The sequence below is a fragment of the Delftia sp. WSY_12 genome, assembly GCF_043104645.1.
Taxonomy (GTDB): Bacteria; Pseudomonadota; Gammaproteobacteria; order Burkholderiales; family Burkholderiaceae_C; genus Comamonas; species Comamonas tsuruhatensis.
The window spans coordinates 25,241-43,646 of record NZ_JBICKW010000058.1 but is presented as its reverse complement, the minus strand read 5'-3'; the positions used below and the strand labels follow the sequence as shown (position 1 = coordinate 43,646).

18 protein-coding genes are annotated in these 18,406 nt (G+C 68.9%); 7 read left to right on the top strand and 11 right to left on the bottom strand.

The genetic code is table 11. The annotated features are described in order from the left end of the window. Nucleotides 1–5 precede the first annotated feature (5 nt). Together ACF8LI_RS25475 and ACF8LI_RS25470 are read right to left on the bottom strand one after the other, a co-directional pair. On the bottom strand, nucleotides 6–218 hold the full coding sequence (locus ACF8LI_RS25475; protein WP_016450464.1) for an oxidoreductase-like domain-containing protein: 213 nt from the start codon (nucleotides 216–218) through the stop codon (nucleotides 6–8). A gap of 2 nt (nucleotides 219–220) precedes the next feature. Next, nucleotides 221–463, bottom strand: a complete 243-nt coding sequence (locus ACF8LI_RS25470) for a hypothetical protein (RefSeq protein ID WP_013803403.1) — start codon at nucleotides 461–463, stop codon at nucleotides 221–223. A gap of 168 nt (nucleotides 464–631) precedes the next feature. Between ACF8LI_RS25470 and ylqF the strand changes: the two genes are divergently transcribed. Beyond that, nucleotides 632–1,585 (top strand): ribosome biogenesis GTPase YlqF, encoded by a 954-nt coding sequence (gene ylqF / locus ACF8LI_RS25465; protein ID WP_203399737.1) that lies wholly within the window; start codon nucleotides 632–634, stop codon nucleotides 1,583–1,585. 126 nt (nucleotides 1,586–1,711) lie between these two features. Continuing rightward, complete coding sequence (locus ACF8LI_RS25460; RefSeq protein ID WP_026062425.1) at nucleotides 1,712–4,000, top strand: bifunctional diguanylate cyclase/phosphodiesterase; 2,289 nt, start codon at nucleotides 1,712–1,714, stop codon at nucleotides 3,998–4,000. A 42-nt stretch (nucleotides 4,001–4,042) separates the two neighbouring features. Here the strand turns inward: ACF8LI_RS25460 and ACF8LI_RS25455 are convergent, their stop codons facing one another. Beyond that, the gene (locus ACF8LI_RS25455) at nucleotides 4,043–5,251 is read right to left on the bottom strand and encodes a M20 aminoacylase family protein (protein ID WP_160855472.1); all 1,209 of its coding nucleotides are present in this window, start codon (nucleotides 5,249–5,251) and stop codon (nucleotides 4,043–4,045) included. A gap of 233 nt (nucleotides 5,252–5,484) precedes the next feature. On the opposite strand from ACF8LI_RS25455, the gene ACF8LI_RS25450 reads away from it, so the two are divergent. Beyond that, nucleotides 5,485–6,477 carry a DHH family phosphoesterase gene (locus tag ACF8LI_RS25450; RefSeq protein WP_392414500.1) on the top strand — a complete coding sequence of 331 codons (993 nt, stop codon included), beginning with the start codon at nucleotides 5,485–5,487 and terminating at the stop codon, nucleotides 6,475–6,477. Here ACF8LI_RS25450 and ACF8LI_RS25445 read toward each other — a convergent pair. Continuing rightward, nucleotides 6,417–7,286: a pseudouridine synthase gene (locus ACF8LI_RS25445; protein ID WP_392414499.1), complete on the bottom strand. Its 870-nt coding sequence runs from the start codon at nucleotides 7,284–7,286 to the stop codon at nucleotides 6,417–6,419. The genes ACF8LI_RS25450 and ACF8LI_RS25445 overlap by 61 nt on opposite strands. A 228-nt stretch (nucleotides 7,287–7,514) precedes the next feature. Between ACF8LI_RS25445 and ACF8LI_RS25440 the strand changes: the two genes are divergently transcribed. Next, nucleotides 7,515–8,513 carry a diaminopimelate dehydrogenase gene (locus ACF8LI_RS25440; RefSeq protein ID WP_392414505.1) on the top strand — a complete coding sequence of 333 codons (999 nt, stop codon included), beginning with the start codon at nucleotides 7,515–7,517 and terminating at the stop codon, nucleotides 8,511–8,513. Here ACF8LI_RS25440 and ACF8LI_RS25435 read toward each other — a convergent pair. Then, a complete protein-coding gene (locus ACF8LI_RS25435) occupies nucleotides 8,510–9,883 on the bottom strand; it encodes an MFS transporter (RefSeq protein ID WP_016450471.1) in 1,374 nt (457 codons plus the stop codon). The genes ACF8LI_RS25440 and ACF8LI_RS25435 overlap by 4 nt on opposite strands. Before the next feature lie 90 nt (nucleotides 9,884–9,973). Between ACF8LI_RS25435 and ACF8LI_RS25430 the strand changes: the two genes are divergently transcribed. Then, nucleotides 9,974–10,321 carry a hypothetical protein gene (locus ACF8LI_RS25430; protein WP_012204400.1) on the top strand — a complete coding sequence of 116 codons (348 nt, stop codon included), beginning with the start codon at nucleotides 9,974–9,976 and terminating at the stop codon, nucleotides 10,319–10,321. A 355-nt stretch (nucleotides 10,322–10,676) separates the two neighbouring features. Further along, complete coding sequence (gene cls, locus ACF8LI_RS25425; protein WP_016453891.1) at nucleotides 10,677–12,128, top strand: cardiolipin synthase; 1,452 nt, start codon at nucleotides 10,677–10,679, stop codon at nucleotides 12,126–12,128. Nucleotides 12,129–12,192: 64 nt separating this feature from the next. Here cls and ACF8LI_RS25420 read toward each other — a convergent pair whose 3' ends face one another. Both ACF8LI_RS25420 and ACF8LI_RS25415 read right to left on the bottom strand, forming a co-directional pair. Next, a complete protein-coding gene (locus ACF8LI_RS25420) occupies nucleotides 12,193–13,035 on the bottom strand; it encodes an META and DUF4377 domain-containing protein (protein ID WP_016450473.1) in 843 nt (280 codons plus the stop codon). 164 nt (nucleotides 13,036–13,199) lie between these two features. Further along, nucleotides 13,200–13,367, bottom strand: a complete 168-nt coding sequence (locus tag ACF8LI_RS25415; protein ID WP_392453861.1) for a hypothetical protein — start codon at nucleotides 13,365–13,367, stop codon at nucleotides 13,200–13,202. Between ACF8LI_RS25415 and ACF8LI_RS25410 the strand changes: the two genes are divergently transcribed. Continuing rightward, a complete protein-coding gene (locus tag ACF8LI_RS25410) occupies nucleotides 13,366–13,944 on the top strand; it encodes a DUF2242 domain-containing protein (protein ID WP_016450474.1) in 579 nt (192 codons plus the stop codon). The genes ACF8LI_RS25415 and ACF8LI_RS25410 overlap by 2 nt on opposite strands. A 24-nt stretch (nucleotides 13,945–13,968) precedes the next feature. Here the strand turns inward: ACF8LI_RS25410 and ACF8LI_RS25405 are convergent, their stop codons facing one another. From ACF8LI_RS25405 to ACF8LI_RS25390, 4 genes are all read right to left on the bottom strand, one after another. Continuing rightward, nucleotides 13,969–14,850, bottom strand: a complete 882-nt coding sequence (locus ACF8LI_RS25405) for a peptidoglycan DD-metalloendopeptidase family protein (RefSeq protein ID WP_016450475.1) — start codon at nucleotides 14,848–14,850, stop codon at nucleotides 13,969–13,971. A gap of 94 nt (nucleotides 14,851–14,944) precedes the next feature. Beyond that, on the bottom strand, nucleotides 14,945–17,077 hold the full coding sequence (locus tag ACF8LI_RS25400; protein ID WP_203399733.1) for a DUF3300 domain-containing protein: 2,133 nt from the start codon (nucleotides 17,075–17,077) through the stop codon (nucleotides 14,945–14,947). 161 nt (nucleotides 17,078–17,238) lie between these two features. Beyond that, nucleotides 17,239–17,556: a DUF2322 family protein gene (locus tag ACF8LI_RS25395; protein ID WP_016453887.1), complete on the bottom strand. Its 318-nt coding sequence runs from the start codon at nucleotides 17,554–17,556 to the stop codon at nucleotides 17,239–17,241. Between the two features lie 56 nt (nucleotides 17,557–17,612). Beyond that, the gene (locus ACF8LI_RS25390) at nucleotides 17,613–18,329 is read right to left on the bottom strand and encodes a class I SAM-dependent methyltransferase (protein WP_392414504.1); all 717 of its coding nucleotides are present in this window, start codon (nucleotides 18,327–18,329) and stop codon (nucleotides 17,613–17,615) included. Nucleotides 18,330–18,406: the final 77 nt, after the last annotated feature.

Below are 18,406 nucleotides of genomic sequence, written 5' to 3'. Positions count from 1 at the left end.
GCGCTTCAACCCCGCCCGGCGCCCAGCGCCTGGCCTGCGTCCTCGCACCAGAACAGCACGGCGTCGTAGAAGCCCTCCCAGACGCAGCCGTTGCAGCCGCGGCCGCAGCAGCTCGTGGGCTGGGGCGGCGCAGGGCGCAGTGCAATGCCTGCGGCCTGGGCGCGCTGCTGCCACAGCTGGATCTGCGACAGCGCCTGCTCCAGCGGCCCCTGCACCATGCTCAGCGCCGCGCCTTGCTGCGGCGCACCGCAAACAGCACGATGAAGGCCGTGCCCAGCAGCAGGGCGAACCAGCCGACCAGGTACGACTGGGCCATCATCTGCACGATGCCCCCGGGCGCCATGAACTGTGGCGCCAGCAGAATCACCAGCCCGATCACGGCGCAGGTCACGCCCTTGATCAGCAGTTCGATGTCTGCCTTGCGCGAGGCGGAGCGGGACGAGGGGGTATCGGGCAAGGACATGGGCAGTGAGGCTGGGCGTAAAAGCGGGGGACAATTGCGGCTTGCGCAAGAAAAAATGGAAGTCTGCGGGTTGCGCCGGGGCGCCGCGCGTTGTTGCATCCTGTCTGCGCAAGCCATGAATTATCCTTGCGCCCCTGCCAGTCCCCCCGTTTCCCAGAAAGTAATCCCATGGCCATACAGTGGTTCCCCGGTCACATGAATCTCACGCGCAAGGTGATCACCGAGCGCGTCAAGGAAATCGATGTGGTCATCGAAGTGCTGGATGCGCGCCTGCCGGGGTCGAGCAGCAACCCGCTGCTGCAGGAGTTGACGGGCCACAAGCCGCGCCTGCAGGTGCTCAACAAGCAGGACCTGGCCGATGCCGCGCGCACGCCGCTGTGGCTGGACTGGTACAACGCCCAGAGCGACACGCGCGCCATTGCGCTGGACGCCTCCGAGCCCGCGCCCACGCGCCGGCTGATCGAGGCCTGCAAGCTGCTGGCGCCGAACCGTGGCGGCATGGCCAAGCCCATGCGCGTGCTGATCTGCGGCATCCCCAACGTGGGCAAGTCCACGCTGATCAACTCCATGAGCGGCAAGCGGCAGGCCAAGACGGGGGACGAGGCCGGCATCACCAAGCTGGAGCAGCGCATCGTGCTGGCCGACGACTTCTACCTCTGGGACACGCCCGGCATGCTGTGGCCGCGCATCATCGTCGAGCAAAGCGGCTACAACCTGGCCGCCAGCGGCGCCGTGGGCCGCAACGCCTATGACGAGGAACTGGTGGCGCTGGAGCTGCTGGGCTATCTGCAGAAGAACTACGCGGACATGCTGGAGGCGCGCTACAAGCTGGGCCTGGACAACGAACGCATCGCCTCCCTGCACGACGACGAGCTGCTGGACGCCATCGGCCGGCGCCGCGGCGCCATGATGGGCGGCGGACGTGTCAATGTGCAAAAGGCGGCCGAGCTGGTGCTCACGGATTTCCGCGCAGCGGTCCTGGGCCGCATCACGCTGGAGACTCCCGAGGAGTACGCGCAATGGCTGGCCGTGGGCCAGCAGCGCGATGCCGAGCGCCAGGCGCGCAAGGACGCCGTCAAGGCGCGCAAGCGGCCGCCGCGCGAGCGCAAAAGCGCGCCCTGAACCGGCGCCCGCATACCCTGTTTGGTGCAAGAGCGCGTCCGACCGGGGCGGTGGCACAACCACCACAGCCGCAGGCGGCGCCGACCGCTAGCATGTTGAGTGTTCTTTCTCTGTTGGGGCTTTTTCATGCGGCGTCATCGAGTCGAGGCGGAAACCCATTTGTCCCTGCGCAGGGTGGTCCTGGTGGGCAGCATATGGATCACCAGCCTCACCGTGATGCTGGCCATGGCGCTGCTGATGCAGGACCCCGTTCCCTGGCTCAGCGTGCGGCTGAACCTGGTTGCCGCAGGCGTGAGCTTCGGTGCCGTGCTGCTGGGCTGGCGCCGGCACTGGCGGCTGGCCTCCAATGTGCTTGTCTGGGGCACCTGGACGGCGGCCGTGACCGTGGTGGCCGCCACGGGCGGCGTGCAAAGCGGCTCGGTGCTGGCCTTTCCTGCCCTGCTGGTCATGTGCGCCTGGGTGCTGGGCGTGCGCACCACGCTGGTCATGCTGGTCCTGTCCGTGCTGACCATGGCCGGTTTCTGGGTGGCGGGCCGGGAAGGCGTTGACTGGATCGGCCAGCGCGAGACCTCGCCCGTGTTCTCCATGCTCTACTTCGTGGGCATGCTGGGGCTGACGGGCACGGTCACGCTGATGGCGCGGCGCAGCCTGATCCGCCGCGCCCAGGAGCTGCAGGACACACTGGGCGCGCTGGAGCAGCACCAGGACGATCTGCGCAAGTTCTACCGCGCCGTGGAGCAGAACCCCGAGAGCATCGTCATCACCGACGTGCACCAGAACATCGTCTATGTGAACGAGGCCTTTTTGCAGCGCACGGGCTTTGCGCGCAACGAAGTCCTGGGCCAGCCCACGCACCGCTACTCCACCATGGGGCTGGATGCTCCGGCCTGGGAGGAGGCGCTGCACCAGCTGGGCCGGGGCGCGCTGTGGCGTGGCCAGATGACCAACCGCACGCGCCAGGGCGAGGACCTGCCCGAGGCCGTGCTTGTGGCGCCGATACGGGCCTCGGACGGCAGCATCGTCAACTATGTGGAGCTCAAGCAGGACCTGTCCGAGCGCATGCGCGCGGAGCGCCAGATCCATGCGCTGGCGCATTTCGATGCGCTCACCGGCCTGCCCAACCGCCTGTCGCTGACCCAGCGGCTGCGCGCGCTGGCGCGCGAGTTCCGCGAGGGCGGCAAGGGGGGCGAGCCGCGCCACGGCCTGCTGCTGCTGGACATGGACCGCTTCACGGCCTTCAACGACGTGCGCGGCACGGTGCGCGGCGACGCGCTGCTGGGCGCGCTGGCGCTGCGCCTGGCCGATGCCCTGCCCGACGGCGTGCTGCTGGCCCGCATGGGCGCCGACGAATTCGCCGTGCTGCTGGAGAAGGCAGGCCACGAGGCCGCCGAGGTCGACCAGCACATGCGCGCCCTGGCCCAGGTGCTGCAGGACGCGCTGGAGCGGCCGCTGTGGCTGGAGGAAACTGGCGAGGAAGTGCAGGCCAGCTGCAGCATTGGCGCGGCCAGCTTTGCCGCCTCGCGCACCGACAGCGGTGGCCATGACGTGCTGCGCCGCGCCGGCGTGGCCCTGCACCAGGCCAAGCAGGCCGGTCTGGGCCAGGTCGTCATCTTCCAGCCCGACATGGCCGAGGCCGTGGGCAAGCGCTTTCGCATCGAAAAGGACCTGCGCCGCGCCATCCCGGCCGGCGAGCTGCAGCCCTACCTGCAGTCCCAGGTGGACCGCATGGGGCGCTGCGTGGGCGCCGAGGTGCTGGTGCGCTGGAACCATCCGCGCCTGGGCATGGTCGAGCCCGGCGACTTCATTGCCGTGGCAGAGGAGTCGGACCTGATCGTGCAGCTGGGAGACTGGATGCTGGAGCAGGCCTGCCGCATGCTGGTGCGGCCCGAATTCGTGCAGCACGGCTGGCGGCTGTCGGTCAACGTCAGCTGGCGGCAGTTCCGCCAGCCCGATGTGGTGAACAAGCTCAAGCGCATCCTGGCCACCACCGGCGCCGACCCGCGCCGGCTGACGCTGGAGGTCACGGAAAGCGTGGTCATGCGCGACGTGGACGAGGCGCGCGAGCGCATGACCGAGCTGCAGCTGCTGGGCGTGGAGATGGGGCTGGACGACTTCGGCACCGGCTATTCATCGCTGGCCTATCTGCAGCGGCTGCCGTTCCGTGAACTCAAGATCGACAAGTCCTTTGTGCAGGACTGCCATGCCTCGCCCGGCAATGCCGCCATGGTCGAGGCCATTTTGCTCATGGCCCGTCGCCTGCACCTGCGCGTGGTGGCCGAAGGCGTGGAGACCGAGGAGCAGGCCGGCACCCTGCGCGCCTGGAACCAGGATGTGCTGTTCCAGGGCTACCACTACGGCCGGCCGCTGCCTGCCGCCGAGTGGGTGGATCTTCAAGTGGGGGCGGCCGGCGTCTGAGGCCGTAGGCACGCCAGGGTCGCGGCCCTGGCGCGGCCTGTCTCAGTCCCTGGCCTGGTTGGCGGGCTGCTCCAGCCAGCGGCGCGCCAGCAGGTCCCAAAAGCGTGCGCCACGTCCCAGGTTGTCGTCGTTGAAGTCGTAGCCGGGATTGTGCAGGCCCACGCCGGGCTGGCCCGTGGCGGGACCGTTGCCTATCCAGCCATAGGCGCCGGGCACGGCCTCGAGCATGAAGCCGAAGTCCTCGGCCGTCATGGCCGGCAGGATGTCGGCGTGGGTGCGGTCCTCGCCCACCGCCTCGCGCATCACATCGGCCATGAAGCGGGCTTCGTGCGCGTGGTTGGTGGTGTTGGGGTAGCCGGGCTTGAGGATGAACTCGGCGCGGCACAGATGGGCCGCCGCCACATGCTCGCTGATGCGCTGCATGCCTTCGATGAACATCTGCTGCGTCTCGGTCCTGAGGGCGCGCACCGTGCCGAAGATGCTGGCCTCGTCGGGAATGATGTTTTCCACCGTGCCGCTGGTGATCTTGCCCACGGTGAGCACGGCGCTGTCCAGCGGATCGGTGCTGCGCGACACCAGGGTCTGCAGCTGGCCGACGATGGCGCAGGCCACGGGAATCGGGTCCAGCGTGGTGTGGGGCATGGCAGCGTGCCCGCCCTTGCCGTGCACGCGGATCTCGAAACGCAGCGTGGACGCCATGATGGGCCCCACGCGCACCGCCATTTCGCCGGCAGGCAGGGCCGGCCAGTTGTGCAGGGCGAACACGGCCTCGCAGGGGAATCGCTCGAACAGGCCATCGTCCATCATGGCCTTGGCGCCTGCGCCGCCTTCCTCGGCGGGCTGGAAGATCAGGTGCACCGTGCCATCGAAATCGGGCTGCTGCGCCAGCAGCGTGGCCGCACCCAGCAGCATGGTGGTATGGCCGTCATGGCCGCAGGCATGCATGCAGCCCGGGTTCTGGCTGGCGTGGCCGAAGGCATTGAGTTCCGTCACCGGCAGCGCATCCATGTCGGCACGGATGCCGAGGCTGCGGCCCGGGTTGGCGGCGCTGCGCCCCCGGCCGTGGATGCTTGCCACCACGCCGGTCCTGCCCAGCCCGCGATGCACCTGCAGCCCCAGCGCCTGGAGATAGGCCGCCACCTTGTCGCCGGTGCGATGCTCCTCGTAGCGCAGCTCGGGGTGGGCATGCAGGTCGTGGCGGAACTTCAGCAGGGAGCCGAGATGGGGGGTGATGTCGGGTGTGGATCGCATACAGGGGCCGCGACGGCCTGCACGCCAAGCGGGTCCGCAGGCGGTCGCAGCAATTCAATGACAAGGCGGACATGATAGGTCCTGGGGTTTGCCTATGCCGTCTGCCGCGCCGATAGGCCTTGTGCTGCCGCGGCTTTGCGCTACGTTCTTTGATAGCTGCCCGCGCAATGCCCTGGCCCGGGAGTTGGCGCAGATGCAGGGGAATGGCGCCAGGACCGACAATCGCCCCCATCATGAAAAACACCATCCTGCCCCTGCAATTGTTCGTGCGCCCCGAGCATGACGATCCCCAGCCCCTGATCCTGTACCACGGCCGCCGCTGCCCGGACGGCTATGGCGCGGCGCTGGCGGCCTGGCTGTTCTACGGTGGGCAGGCCGAATTCCGCGGACTGGACCATGGCGAGATCCAGAAGGCCGACGACCTGGGCGAGCTGGCCGGCCGCGCGGTCTACGTGCTGGACTTCGCCTTCGAGCCCGAGCTGATGGCCGAGATCGAGTCGCGCGTGTCCAAGCTCGTGGTGCTGGACCACCACAAGAGCGCTGCCGAAAAGCTCACCGGCTACCAGTGCCGCTGCGGCGTCGTGCACTTCGACATGAACAAGTCCGGCGCGCGCCTGGCCTGGGAGTTCTTCCAGGCCGACAAGCCCGTGCCGGGCCTGATCCGCTTCATCGAGGACCGCGACATCTGGAAGTGGGAATTCGCCGAGAGCGCGGGCTTTCTCGCGGCGCTGGACATGGAGCCGCGCAGCTTCGAGCGCTGGGCCGAGATCGCGGCCTTCACGCCCGAGCAGGAAGCTGCCTTCATGGCACGCGGCGGCGCCATGAACGAGAAATTCCAGAAGCTGTGCGCCGACATTTCCGAGTCCGCCCAGCCCCTGGTCTTCAACGGCATGCAGGGCCTGATGGTCAACTGCCCCGGCATGTTCCACAGCCAGGTCGGCGACCTGCTGGCGCGCCAGAGCGGCAGCTTCGCGCTGATGTGGCATGCCAGCACCAAGGGCGTGAAGGTCGGGCTGCGATCGCGCTCGGAGTTCAACTGCATTGCGCTGGCCGAAAGCTTCGGCGGCGGCGGCCATGCCCAGGCCTGCGGCTTCAAGATGGGCAACGAGCGCCTGGTGGAGCTGCTGTCGGGCGTGCTCAAGGCCGATGCCTCGGCCGACTACGCCTACGTGGCCGCGCCGCTGATGGAGCAGCCTGAAACGGGCGCGCCTGCCGAAGCTGCCTGATCCAGCCCGGCCGTCGCCGGCAGGCCCGCACAGGCCTGCCAGCCGGGCAGGGCGCACAGCGCGCGCCAGTGCTGCACATCGGGCACATGGCCCAGCCGGCTCCAGTCGGCCTCGAAGCTCAGCGGCTCGCCCGTCATCGGGTGCGCCAGCTCCAGCGCATGGGCATGCAGCCACAGCCGCTGCAGGCCCAGGCGCTCGGCCCACCAGCGGTTCAGCGGCCCCTTGCCATGCGTGGCGTCGCCAATGATGGGATGGGCCACATGCTTGAGATGGCGGCGTATCTGGTGGCGGCGGCCCGTGGCAGGCAGCGCCTGGACCAGCGAGATCCGCGTGGCCGCATGGCGCGGATCAAAGGCCTCGGGCCATTCGAGCCGGGCCAGGCAGCGCAGCGCAGTCCGTGCGGGCTGGGCTGGCGCGTCCTCGGGCGCATCGTCGGGTCGGAGCGCGTGGTCCACCTCCACCGCATCGGGCAGCCAGCCGCGCACCAGCGCCAGGTATTGCTTGCGCACTTGCTGCCCGGCAAACGCCTGGCCCAGCCGCTGCGCGGCCTGGGCATGCAGGGCCATCACCAGCACGCCGCAGGTGCCCTTGTCCAGCCGGTGCGCAGGGTGCACATGGCAGCCCAGCTGGTCGCGCAGGGTCTGCAGCACGAAGCGCGTCTCGTGCGCGTCCAGTCCCGTGCGGTGCACCAGCCAGCCTGCGGGCTTGTAGACCGCCACCAGGTGCTCGTCGCGCCAGAGGATGTGCAGCGGTGCGTCGCCGCACTCCGAGGGCAGCGGCTGGGCGATGGGGGATGAGGGCTGGGACATGAGGGCGTGAGTGTAGGCGCTGCTGTCCACCACGGCCCACGACCCTCTCCCAATACCCCTGCCCAACATCGCCGCTCAGTACCCCCGCGCAGGGCAACGCAGTGCTGCCCGGCAGTGCACGACTGGCGGCTCCTTGGCGATGCAAGATCGCGCCTGGTTCTGCGCTGGCGCATGAGCCTCATTTTCGAGCCGCAGTTTTTGAACCTCATCGCAAAGGCACCGCACCGCATGGACCATCGCAGCACCGCTCCCATCCGCATCGCCATCGTCGGCCACGGCAACCTGGGCCGTGGCGTGGAGGCGGCCATTGCCCGCAACCCCGACATGGTGCTGGCCGGCATCTACACCCGCCGTGATCCGGCGCAACTGCGCCCGCTGCAGCCCGGCACGCCCGTGCACGGCATGGACAGCCTGCTGGCCCATCGCGCAGGCATCGACGTGCTGGTGCTGTGCGGCGGCTCCAAGGACGACCTGCCGCAGCAGTCCCCCGCGCTGGCTGCACATTTCAGCCTGGTGGACAGCTTTGACACGCATGCGCGCATTCCCGGGCATTTCGAGCTGGTCGACGCGGCGGCCCGCGCGGCGGGCACCACGGCGCTGATCTCGGCCGGCTGGGACCCGGGCATGTTCTCCCTGCAGCGCCTCATGGGCGAGGCCCTGCTGCCCGATGGCGCCTCCTACACCTTCTGGGGCAAGGGCCTGAGCCAGGGGCACTCCGACGCCATCCGCCGCATTCCCGGCGTGGCCGGCGGCGTGCAGTACACCATTCCCGTGGACGAGGCCGTGCAGCGCGTGCGCAGCGGCGTGCGGCCCGAACTGTCTGCGCGCGAGCGGCACCGGCGCGAGTGCTTTGTGGTGCTGGAGCATGGGGCCGATGCCGACGGCGTGCGCCAGGCCATCACCGGCATGCCGCATTACTTCGACGAGTACGACACCACGGTGCACTTCATCAGCGCGCAGGAGCTGGCCCGTGACCATGCGGCCATGCCGCATGGCGGCTTCGTCATCCACAGCGGCAGCAGCTCCGATGGGCTGCGCCATTCCATTGAATACCGGCTGCAGCTGGACAGCAACCCGGAGTTCACGGCCAGCGTGCTCGTGGCCTACGCGCGCGCCGTGCACCGGCTGCAGCAATCGGGGCAGACGGGCTGCAGGACCGTCTTTGACGTGGCGCCCGGCCTGCTGTCGCCCAAAACTGCGCAGCAGCTGCGGGCCGAGCTGCTTTAGCCCTGGCCCACGCGGGCCGCGTCTTCCAGCCGGTCCACGTCGCGCAGCGGCTTGAACAGGGTCATCCAGCTGCCGACCACGCCCAGCGTGCACAGGCTGCCCACCACGGCGGCGGGCACCGCGCCCAGCCAGGCGGCGCTGGTGCCGGCACGGAACTCGCCCAGTTCGTTGGACGAGCCGATGAACAGCATGTTCACCGCGTTCACGCGCCCGCGCATGGAGTCGGGCGTGGAAAACTGCACCAGGGCCGAGCGGATGTACACGCTCACCATGTCGGCCGCACCCGCGAGCATCAGCGCCGCCATGGACAGCCAGAACCAGTGCGACAGCGCAAACACCAGATTGGCCACGCCGAAGATGGCCACGGCGGCGAACATCACGCGGCCCACATGGCGCTGTATGGGGCGGGCCGACAGCCACAGGCCCATGGCCACCTCGCCCACGGTCATGGACGAGCGCAGCAGGCCCAGGCCTTCGGGCCCGACCTTGAGCACCTCGTGCGCGTACACGGGCAGCAGGGCCACCACGCCGCCCAGCAGCACGGCGAACAGGTCCAGCGAAATCGTGCCCAGGATGATGGGGCGCGTGCGGATGAAGTGGATGCCTTCGCCAAAGCGCAGCCACAGCGAGCCGCCGGCCGGCGCCATGGCTTCGGCATAGCGCACGGGCACCGTGCCCAGCAGCAGCACGGCCAGCACCAGGGACACGCCGCAGACCGCATAGGTCAGCACGGCGCCGCCCCAGGCGTAGAGCAGGCCGCCCAGCACGGGCGCCGCGATGGCGGCCGTGCGCATCAGCATGCTGTTGGTGGCCAGCGCCTGGGCCAGCTGCTCGCGCGGCACGATTTGCGGCAGCAGGCTTTGCAGGGCCGGCCCCGTGAAGGCGCGGCTGCAGCCGAACAGCACCAGCACGGCGTAGATCCAGTGCACATCGTGCGCGGCAGCGCCCTCGTGCCAGGACAGCCACAGCAGCAGCAGGGAGCACAGCGCCGCCACGGCCCAGCTGCCCGACAGCAGGCGCTTGCGGCTCATGCGGTCGCTGAGGTCGCCTGCCGGAATCAGCAGCGCCAGCATGGGCAGGAACTGGGCCAGTCCCACATAGGCCAGGGACATGGGGTCGCGCGTCAGGTCGTAGACCTGCCAGGCGACGACCACGGCCTGCATCTGCTGGGCGAACATGGACAGCATGCGCGCCATGACGAAAGGGACGAAGGCGCTGTTGCGCAGGCCGGCAGCGGGGCTGTCGGCCGAAGTGGGGGGAAGCGGGGAGGAGGGCAAGATCGGAAGTCCGTGGCAGAGCACGCGCAGTATCTGCGAAATGCCGCCGCCCTGCAGGCCGAACCGCCTGCGCCATGCTGCCGACGAAGGCATGCGGCCTGCTCCCACAAACACCGGGGACGCGGCGCGTGAACATGCCATCACGGGTCAGGCCAGAACCCCGCATCAGAGGAGCAACACACCATGTCCATGTTGTCCATGCAATACGCCGGCACCTTGATCGGGCGCGAAGCGGTCATCGATTTCCCCGATAGCAAGGCTGATGTGCGGTACACGCCGCAGGGCCAGATGGTCTGGCATGTGGTCGATTCCCTGGGCCATGTGTCCGACGGCTGTGAACGGCTCAGCTACCTGCAGGTCAGCGACAGCCTGCACTTCCTCAACTGGATCGAGAAAACCGGTTTCACCGTCAGCCAGGTCATAGACACGGCGCAGGGAACGGTGCAGGCCTTCTGGTCCTTTGCCGATCCGGCCAGCGAGGGCGGCCACCGGTCCTCCATGTTCGTCGAAGGCCGTTTCCGCTTTCGCTGAGACCCCTGCCGGTGCTGCGTGAAACATTGCGGCGGCGGCGCAACATGCCTGTTTTTTGAGCGCCACCGGCAAAGCCAAGGCTGGCGCCGCAAACACGGGTTGTCCCGAAGCTTGTCCACAGGCAGGCCCACAGTCGCTGGGCATAACCGTCACGCCATCGTCATTTTCTTCATCCAACGGAAAAGTTCCGTGGGATGTGTGCGTGTACTTTCGTCATGATTCAGGTTTTTCGTGGAATTCTGTTCCTGGATCCATCACCGGTGTGCAGCCGCCCGCCGCAGATCAAGGCCCGTGCCCCCGTGAAACATTGCGCGCCTGAGAAACAGGTCCGCAATGCCGCCGCTATGCTGGCCGCATGACCTGGCTGCTTATCGCATTGCATCTGCTGCTCATCGCGGGTTTCGGCCTGCGCATCCTTTTGCGTGACGATGTGCGCCCCGACGTTCGCATGGGCTGGCTCACCGTCATCGTGCTGCTGCCCTACGTCAGTTGCGCGCTGTACTACCTGTTTGGCGAAGTCACGCTGCGCCGCCGCGGCCGGGCCCGGTACCGCAAGGTGCAGGACTTCGCGGCAGGCGCTGCCATGGACCACGGCGCCGCCGTGCCGATAGCGGGCATCGCCCCGCAGTGGCAGGCTGCCTTCGGCTATGCGGCCTCCATCAACCGCTTTGCCGCACAGCCGGGCCACACCGCGCAGCTCATGGCCGATGGCGCCGAGGCCCGCGCCCGCATGCTGGCCGACATGGACGCCGCCCAGCATGAAATCAACGTGCTGTACTACATCTGGCTGGCTGATCACACGGGCACGGCCGTGGCCCAGGCGCTGGTGCGCGCGGCACGGCGTGGCGTGGTCTGCCGCGCCATGGTGGACGGCCTGGGCTCGCGCGCGCTGCTGCGCACCGACCTCTGGCAGCAGATGGCCCAGGCGGGCGTGCAGCTGGCCGTGGCCCTGCCCACCAGCCATCCGATCCGCGTGATGTTCACCAGCCGCCTGGACCTGCGCAACCACCGCAAGATCACCGTGATCGACCAGCGCATCACCTACTGCGGCAGCCAGAACTGCGCGGATGAAGCCTTTGCCGTCAAGGCCCGCTATGCGCCCTGGGTCGATGTCATGCTGCGCATGCAGGGTCCGGTGGTGGCGCAGATGCAGCAGGTGTTCGCCAGCGACTGGGCGCAGGCACGCAGCGTCGCCCAGGTTCCTCCCATGCCGTTGGCTGTCCGGTCCGCAAACGGTCTGCCCGACCGGCCTGCAGACGGCTTTGCCGCCGTCGTCATTGCCGAAGGCCCGGCCGAGCGGCCCCGCTCCACCTCGCAGCTCGTGTCCACGCTGCTGGCCAGCGCACGGCGCGAGGTCGTGATCTCCACCCCTTACTTCATTCCCGACGCCACGGTGCTCGAGGCCCTGTGCGCCGCCGCCTGGCGCGGCGTGCAGGTCAGTCTCATCCTGCCCGCGCGCAACGATTCGTGGATCGTGGGCGCGGCCAGCCGCAGCACCTACCGCTACCTGCTGCGTGCCGGCGTCATGCTCCATGAATTCCGCCCCGGCCTGCTGCATGCCAAGACCCTGTGCGTGGACGGGCAGGTGGCTTTGCTGGGCTCCACCAACCTTGACCTGCGCAGCTTCGACCTGAACTTCGAGAACAATGTGCTGCTGCAGGACGAGGCCGTGACCCAGGCCATCCGCCGGCGCCAGGCCGACTACATCCGCCAGTCCGACCGCATCACCGCCGCCCAGGTCCACGCCTGGCCCTGGGGCCGGCGCATCTGGAACAACCTGCTGGCGATGCTCAGTCCGGTGCTGTGAGGCGCAGCCCACAAAAAAGGCCTGCGCAGTGCAGGCCTTCAGGGCTGTGGGGCAGCAGGCGCGCTCAGCGGCCCACGCGCTCGCTCTCGACCACCATGTCCAGCACATAGGCGTAGGCCGATGCGTCGGCCGGCACGTTCTGGCGCTTGTAGCGCTGGATGCGCAGCACGTTGCGGATGCCGGGCTCGTGCTTGTAGCCCTCGATCTCGCTGTAGAAGTTCTCCCACTCGCCGGTGGAGGTCTTCACGCCGTTGTCGCCGTAGCGGATCTCGCGTACGCGCAGGCACTGGAAGTCCTTGATCAGCGGGTGGTTGCAGGCCGTGCGCTGGGGCGCCACTTCCAGGAAGATGCGTTCGCCTGCGCTGCCGTACTGGGTCTGGGCCGTGGGCGAGCCGTCGAGCTGCCAGCGCGTGCCGTCGATGAAGGTGAGCGTCAGGCGCGCAGGCTGCTTGCCTTCGCCCAGTTGCACGGACCATTGCTTGGCCGTGGGCAGGATGCGGGCCACCTTTTGCTCCAGCGCCATCAGCTGGTCGTCATCGCAGGCCATCAGCGTGCTGGCGGCGCGCTGGGTGGCGATGCGGTTGCCTTCGGTGCGGTAGCCCGTGGTTACCACGTTGCACAGGTTCTTGACGGCCAGGCGCTGGTCGGCGAACTCCAGTTGCAGGGGCCGCTTGCGCGAGGCGGCCGTCAGGAACCAGCTCTGGTCTTCGGTGCCCTGGGGCGTGAAGGCCTGGCGAAGACTCCAGTGGTAGGCGGTCAGCGATTGGGCGTCACCGGGCGGGCCGGCAGGAGCCGACACCTGGGGCTTGGCGCCGTCTTCGGCGTTGCCGCCCTTGTCGATATGGCTGCAGGCGCCGAGCCCCATGGTGACGATCACGGGCAGGCACCAGGTCCAGCTTGGCTTCATGTTGAGTTCCTTGGTTGATGGGTACAGGTACAGGCGCAGCGGCGGCAGGCTTGGGCAGCCCGGGTGCGGCATGAGCCGCACCGGCCCTGGCCGAACCGGGGCACCATAACGCAGATGCGCGGCGGTGCTTGTCAGAACGGGGCGCTATTCACATTCGTTTGCATCTATTTGATGCAGACGGAAAAACCGATTGCTGCAAAGTTGCCGGCCATTGCATTGCGCTCGGGTGAGAATAGGCGGCCAGCCGCCATGCCATCCGCAGGCAGCGGCACCGGAGCAAGGAGCAGGTTCGTGTATCGACGTTGGAGTGCAGCAAACAGGGTGCGTGGCATGCGCTGCGCAGGGGCTTTGGCCGTCATCATGGTGCTGGCGGGCTGCGGCTCGACGATTCCCCAGCATGTGCCGGTGCAGGAGAGCTTCGGCTCCACCGAGACCTTCTCGCGCATGTTCGATGCCTCGCCGGCCCAGACCTGCGAGGCGGCGCGCCGCGCGCTGCTGAGCCAGGGCTACATCGCCATGGCGCGCACGGCCGAACTCATAGAAGGCAGCAAGAGCTTCCAGCCCGACCCGGAGCTGAACCTGCAGATGAACATCCGCGTGGTCTGCGTGCCGGAGACCGCCGACGGCCAGGTCAGCATCGGCTTTGTCACGGCGCTGCAGGACCGCTATACCCTGAAGAAGAGCGCCAACTCGGCCAGCCTGGGCGTGGGTGCGCTGGGGTCCGTGTCGCTGCCGTTCTCCTCGGGCAGCGACTCCATGGTCAAGGTGGGCAGCGAGACGATTGCCAAGAGCGGCTTCTACGACAGCTTCTTCGAGCTGGTCTCGCGCTACCTGGCGCAGGACCGCGACTCCATCGCCGTGCCCACGCCGGTGGCGCCGCAGAACACGATTCCCTCGGCCGACCACTGACGCCGGCGGGCGCCACAGCCCCGTTCACGCCGCCAGGAACAGCGCCGGGTCCACCATGCTGCGGTTGAGCATCACGCCCCAGTGCAGGTGCGGGCCGGTGACGCGGCCCGTGGCGCCGACCTTGCAGAAGGCCTCTCCCGTGTCCAACTGATCGCCCAGCTTGCACTGCACGCTGCTCAGGTGGCAGTACATGCTCAGCAGGCCGCCGCCGTGGTCCAGCCACACGGTGCCGCCGTTGAAGAAATAGTCGCCCACGTCCACCACCTTGCCCGGCAGCGGCGCGACGACGTTGGTGCCGGTGGCTGCCGCGATGTCCATGCCGCTGTGCGGATTGCGCGGCTGGCCGTTGAACACGCGGCGCAGGCCGAAGCTGCTGCTGCGCCGGCCCGGCACGGGCTGGCGCATGCGCAGGTCGCCGGGGCGTGCGGGCGGCTCGGTGAACAGCGCCATGATGGTCTGCTGGTGGGCGCGCTCACGCTGGTAGCGCGCATCGTCCTCGGGCGACAGGTCCACGGTCTTGGGCGAGACCTTCAGGCGCTGCTCGGTGTACTTCTTGTCACGCACCTCGTAGGCCAGGGAGCGCGCTGCGCCTTCGCCCTTCACGGTCACGCTGTGGGTGCCAGGTGCGGCCGACAGCGCAATGCCGACCACGGCCGTCCATTCGATCATGTCGCCCACCACCAGCACGGGCACGTCGCCGGCCAGTACCTGGGGCCGCTGGGATGCGGGCCCCAGCGACAGGCGGGCCACGCCGCCGGGCACGCGGCTGTCATGGGGCCAGGGGGATTCGCTGGAGGGCGCTGCGGCCTTGGCGGCCCAGGAGGGAAGGATCAGGCCCGCGCCCGAGGCGCACAGGGATTGCACGAACAGTCGGCGGGAGCGGGGATTCGTCGTCGGTATCTGCATGGATGAAGCGGCGGGCTTGGCGCCGGCATGGGGCCGTTATCGATCGCCCCATTGTCCGCCAAGCGTGCGCCAAGCCAAACCTCTGCCGGGCCGTTCAGCGGTCCCGGCGTTCGTCACGTCCGCCGCGCCGTTCCTGCGGGCGGGATGCGTTGGCCATGCGCTGCTGCTGTTGGCGCTGCTCCTGCTGCGCGCGGGCCTGCTGCTGCTGGGCGCGCGCCTGGGCCTGCTGTGCCTGCTGGAGCTGCATGCGTTGCTGCTGCGCCTGACGCTCCTGCATCTGGGCCTGTCGTTGCGCTTGCTGCTGCGCCTGTTGTTGGGCCTGCATTCTGGCCTGCATCTGCTCCTGCGCACGGGCTTGTTGCTGTTGCTGTTGTTGCTGCAACTGCTGCTGGCGGGCCTGCATCTGCGCCTGTTCGCGGGCCTGGTCCCTGGCCTGCACCTGCATCTGCATCTGTGCCTGGCGCTGGGCCTGTTGTTGCTGCCGTTGTTGCTGTTGCTGTTGCTGCCGCGACTGCTCCTCGCCACGCAGGCGGGCGGTCTGCATCTCCATCTGCTGTTGCTGCTGCTGGCGCATGCGCGCGGCATCGGCCATGGAACGGTCGCGGTCCTGCCGGTCCTGCTGCCGCATGCCCTGCTGCGCGGCGGCAGACGACCACGAAGGCACGCGGGAATCGCGGCCCCGCTCGCCCGGCATGGCGGCAGCGGGCAGGGCGGCTGGCGGGCGCTGCACCCCTGCAGCCTGGGTCGAATGCGGAGTCTGCGGCCACTTGCCGAACTGGCCCGGCTGCGAGGCCGGCACCGGGTTCATCCTGGGCTGCAACGCTGCCTGCGGCCGGTCATCGGGCCGCAGGCCCGGGCGGCCGCGATCGGCGCCGTCATGCCGGGCAGATCCTTGCGTGGCGCCGGGCGGCAGCATGCCTTGGGAAGACGCCGGCGGGCCGCCCTGCGGTGGCCTCAGGCCCAGCCGCTGCGGCATGCCGCCATGCGCTGCGGCGGCCGCGCCTGCCATGCCGGCGGCGCCGGCCAGGGCCGCCGCGGCCATGCCGCCCGGGCGCGGATCGCCGCCCTGTGGCGGGTTGGGCGGGTTGCCGGCAGGGCGGGGCTCGACGTGCGGGTTGTTCGCGATGTGGGTGACGTTGCCACCGTTGTTGATCTGCGTGTTGCGGATGTTCTGCACCACCGTGGTCGAGCGCGTCACATAGGTGTTGTTGTTGTAGATCACGGCTGGCCGGCGCGAGGGCGGTGGCGGCGGCTCGTTGCGGTGCCAGCGGTAGCCGGGCTCGCCCCAGCGCATGCCCCAGGAGTTCCAGCCCCAGGGGCGGCGGTCCACGGACTCGGCCAGGATCACGCCTGCGCCGAAGCCGATCAGCCCCGCCACCACGGGCGCGGCCGAACTGCCCACATACACGGGTTGCGGCGCCACGATGGGGCGGTATCCGCCGTACATCGGCACCGGCTCGCCATAGACCACGCCCGGGTCGTACTGCGGCACGTAGACGGTGTCGGGCTGGGCGGGAGTGATCTCGATGAACTGCGAGGGCGCATCGATCACCGGCACCGGCAGCATGGACGACAGGGGCTCGCCCATGTCCTGGGGCGCTGGCTGGGGATCGCGCGGCGGGGCATCGGCCGCGGCCACGGCCACCTTGAGCCGGCTGGAGTCCTTGAGCGTACCGGCCTTGTAGGCGCGCTGGCGCATCACCTGGATGGCGTTCATCACGTCGGCCGGATCGTTGTAGTAGGCCCTGCCCAGGGCCGTGGTCCAGGGAATGTTGGAAGACAGCTGCGCCAGCACGTTGGGAAACTGGGCCAGGGACTTGACCGACGGGTCCCAGTCCTGGCCGTTGACGGCGTCCTGCAGTTCCTGGGGCTTGAGGCCCGGGTTCTGCCCCAGCCAGACCTCGGCGGCGCCGACCTGGTCGGGATAGGTGGAGGCGGCCAGCACCTGGGCCACAAGCTTGTCGGGGTACAGCGCAATGGGCGCCACCATCTGGTAGAGCGTCTCGGCCGACGGCGGCACATAGGCCACGGGCGTGGCGACGGGCTGGGCGCTTTCGGTGGCAGGCGGCAGCGGCGCGCTGGCGGCCTGCGGGGGCTTGTCCTGGGATTCGTTGCAGGCGCTCAGCGCCAGGGCGGCGGCCAGGCCCAGCACGCTCAGGCGCAGGGCGCCGGCGTGGGAAGCTGAGGGGGCCATGGTGCGTGCTCTGGGCACGGCGGATTGCAGCATTGCGTTCTCCTGGGCAGGAACGCCTTGCGCGCCGAAGCGGCAAGGCACATGTCATTTGAACGCCAAAGTGCACGCTGCGTTGACACCGGCGTGTCAGCCGATGCCCCCAGTCCGCGCAACTTCTGTGACGCGGTGTTTACCCAGGCGGAATCAGGCTGCGATCAAGCCGCAAGCAGGCGGGCCTGGTAGCTCTCGGCACCCTTGGACCAGGCCAGCAGGCGGTCGATGTTGGGGTGCTTGCCGGGGAAGGCGATGGCGTCCTGCGTGTGCTCGGCATACCACTCCAGGCCCAGTTCAGCGGCGGCGGGCGTGATGCTGCCGCCGTAGAGGGCGGCCAGCGCGTGGTACACGGCCAGGGAGCCGGTCTGGCCGGGCTTGTTCTCGATGGTGGCCACGACCTGGCCCTGGGCATCGGCCAGCTGCAGCGCGGCGAGGTGGGTGACGGTGGGCAGTTGCTGAAGGCGTGCGGAGAAGTTCATGCTGAAAGGCAAATCAAAGAAAGGAAGGCGGAGAAAGAACGATCGGCTCGGGGCGATCAGGCCTTGGCGGCAATCCACGCACACCAGAACAGGCTGGAGAAAAAGCGCTTGGCCTGAACGAAGCCGGCCTGGGCCAGCATCTGCTCCACTGCCTCTTCCGAGGCGGGTGGAACCGCGCCCTGCCGGATCTTGCCGAGTTTCGCATGGACGGCGGCCTCGTCCGCGCCTGCCATGCGCCAGCGCATGGCCCAGGCGTCCAGGAACAGCGGCTCGCTGTCGTAGCGATGGCGATTGCAGGCCAGGATGAAGGGCGCACCCGGCGCCAGCCTGGCCGACAGGGCCTGCAGCAGCCTGAGCTTGTCCGCATCGTCAGGAATGTGGTGCAGCACGCCGATCAGCGTGGCCGCGTCGAACACCGTGCCGGCGGGCAGGTCCTCCACCGCACAGGGTGCTGCACGCACCTGGGCCGACAGGCCGGCGGCTGCGATGCGGTCCATGGTCTGGTCCAGCATGGGGGCCGAAGGGTCGGCGGCCGTGAATGTCCACTGCGGCCTGAGCCGCGCCGTGGCCAGGATTTCCTGGCCCGTGCCACCGGCGCCGCCAATCAGCACGGACTTCGGCCCGGCATCCAGGCTGGCTGCCAGCAGGCAGGCGGCCAGCTCGTGGCAGGCGTCGTAGCCGGCCAGGGCGATGCGGCTTTGCGTCTCGTACTCGGCCGCGCGGGAGGTGTCGAACTTGGCGGCGGAAGCCGCCTGTGGCAAGGCTTGGTTCATGGCCTGGAATTGTGCTGAGGCCATGGTCCCTGCAAAAGCGCCGATGTGCGATGGCCCACCCCTGCAAAGCAGGATGG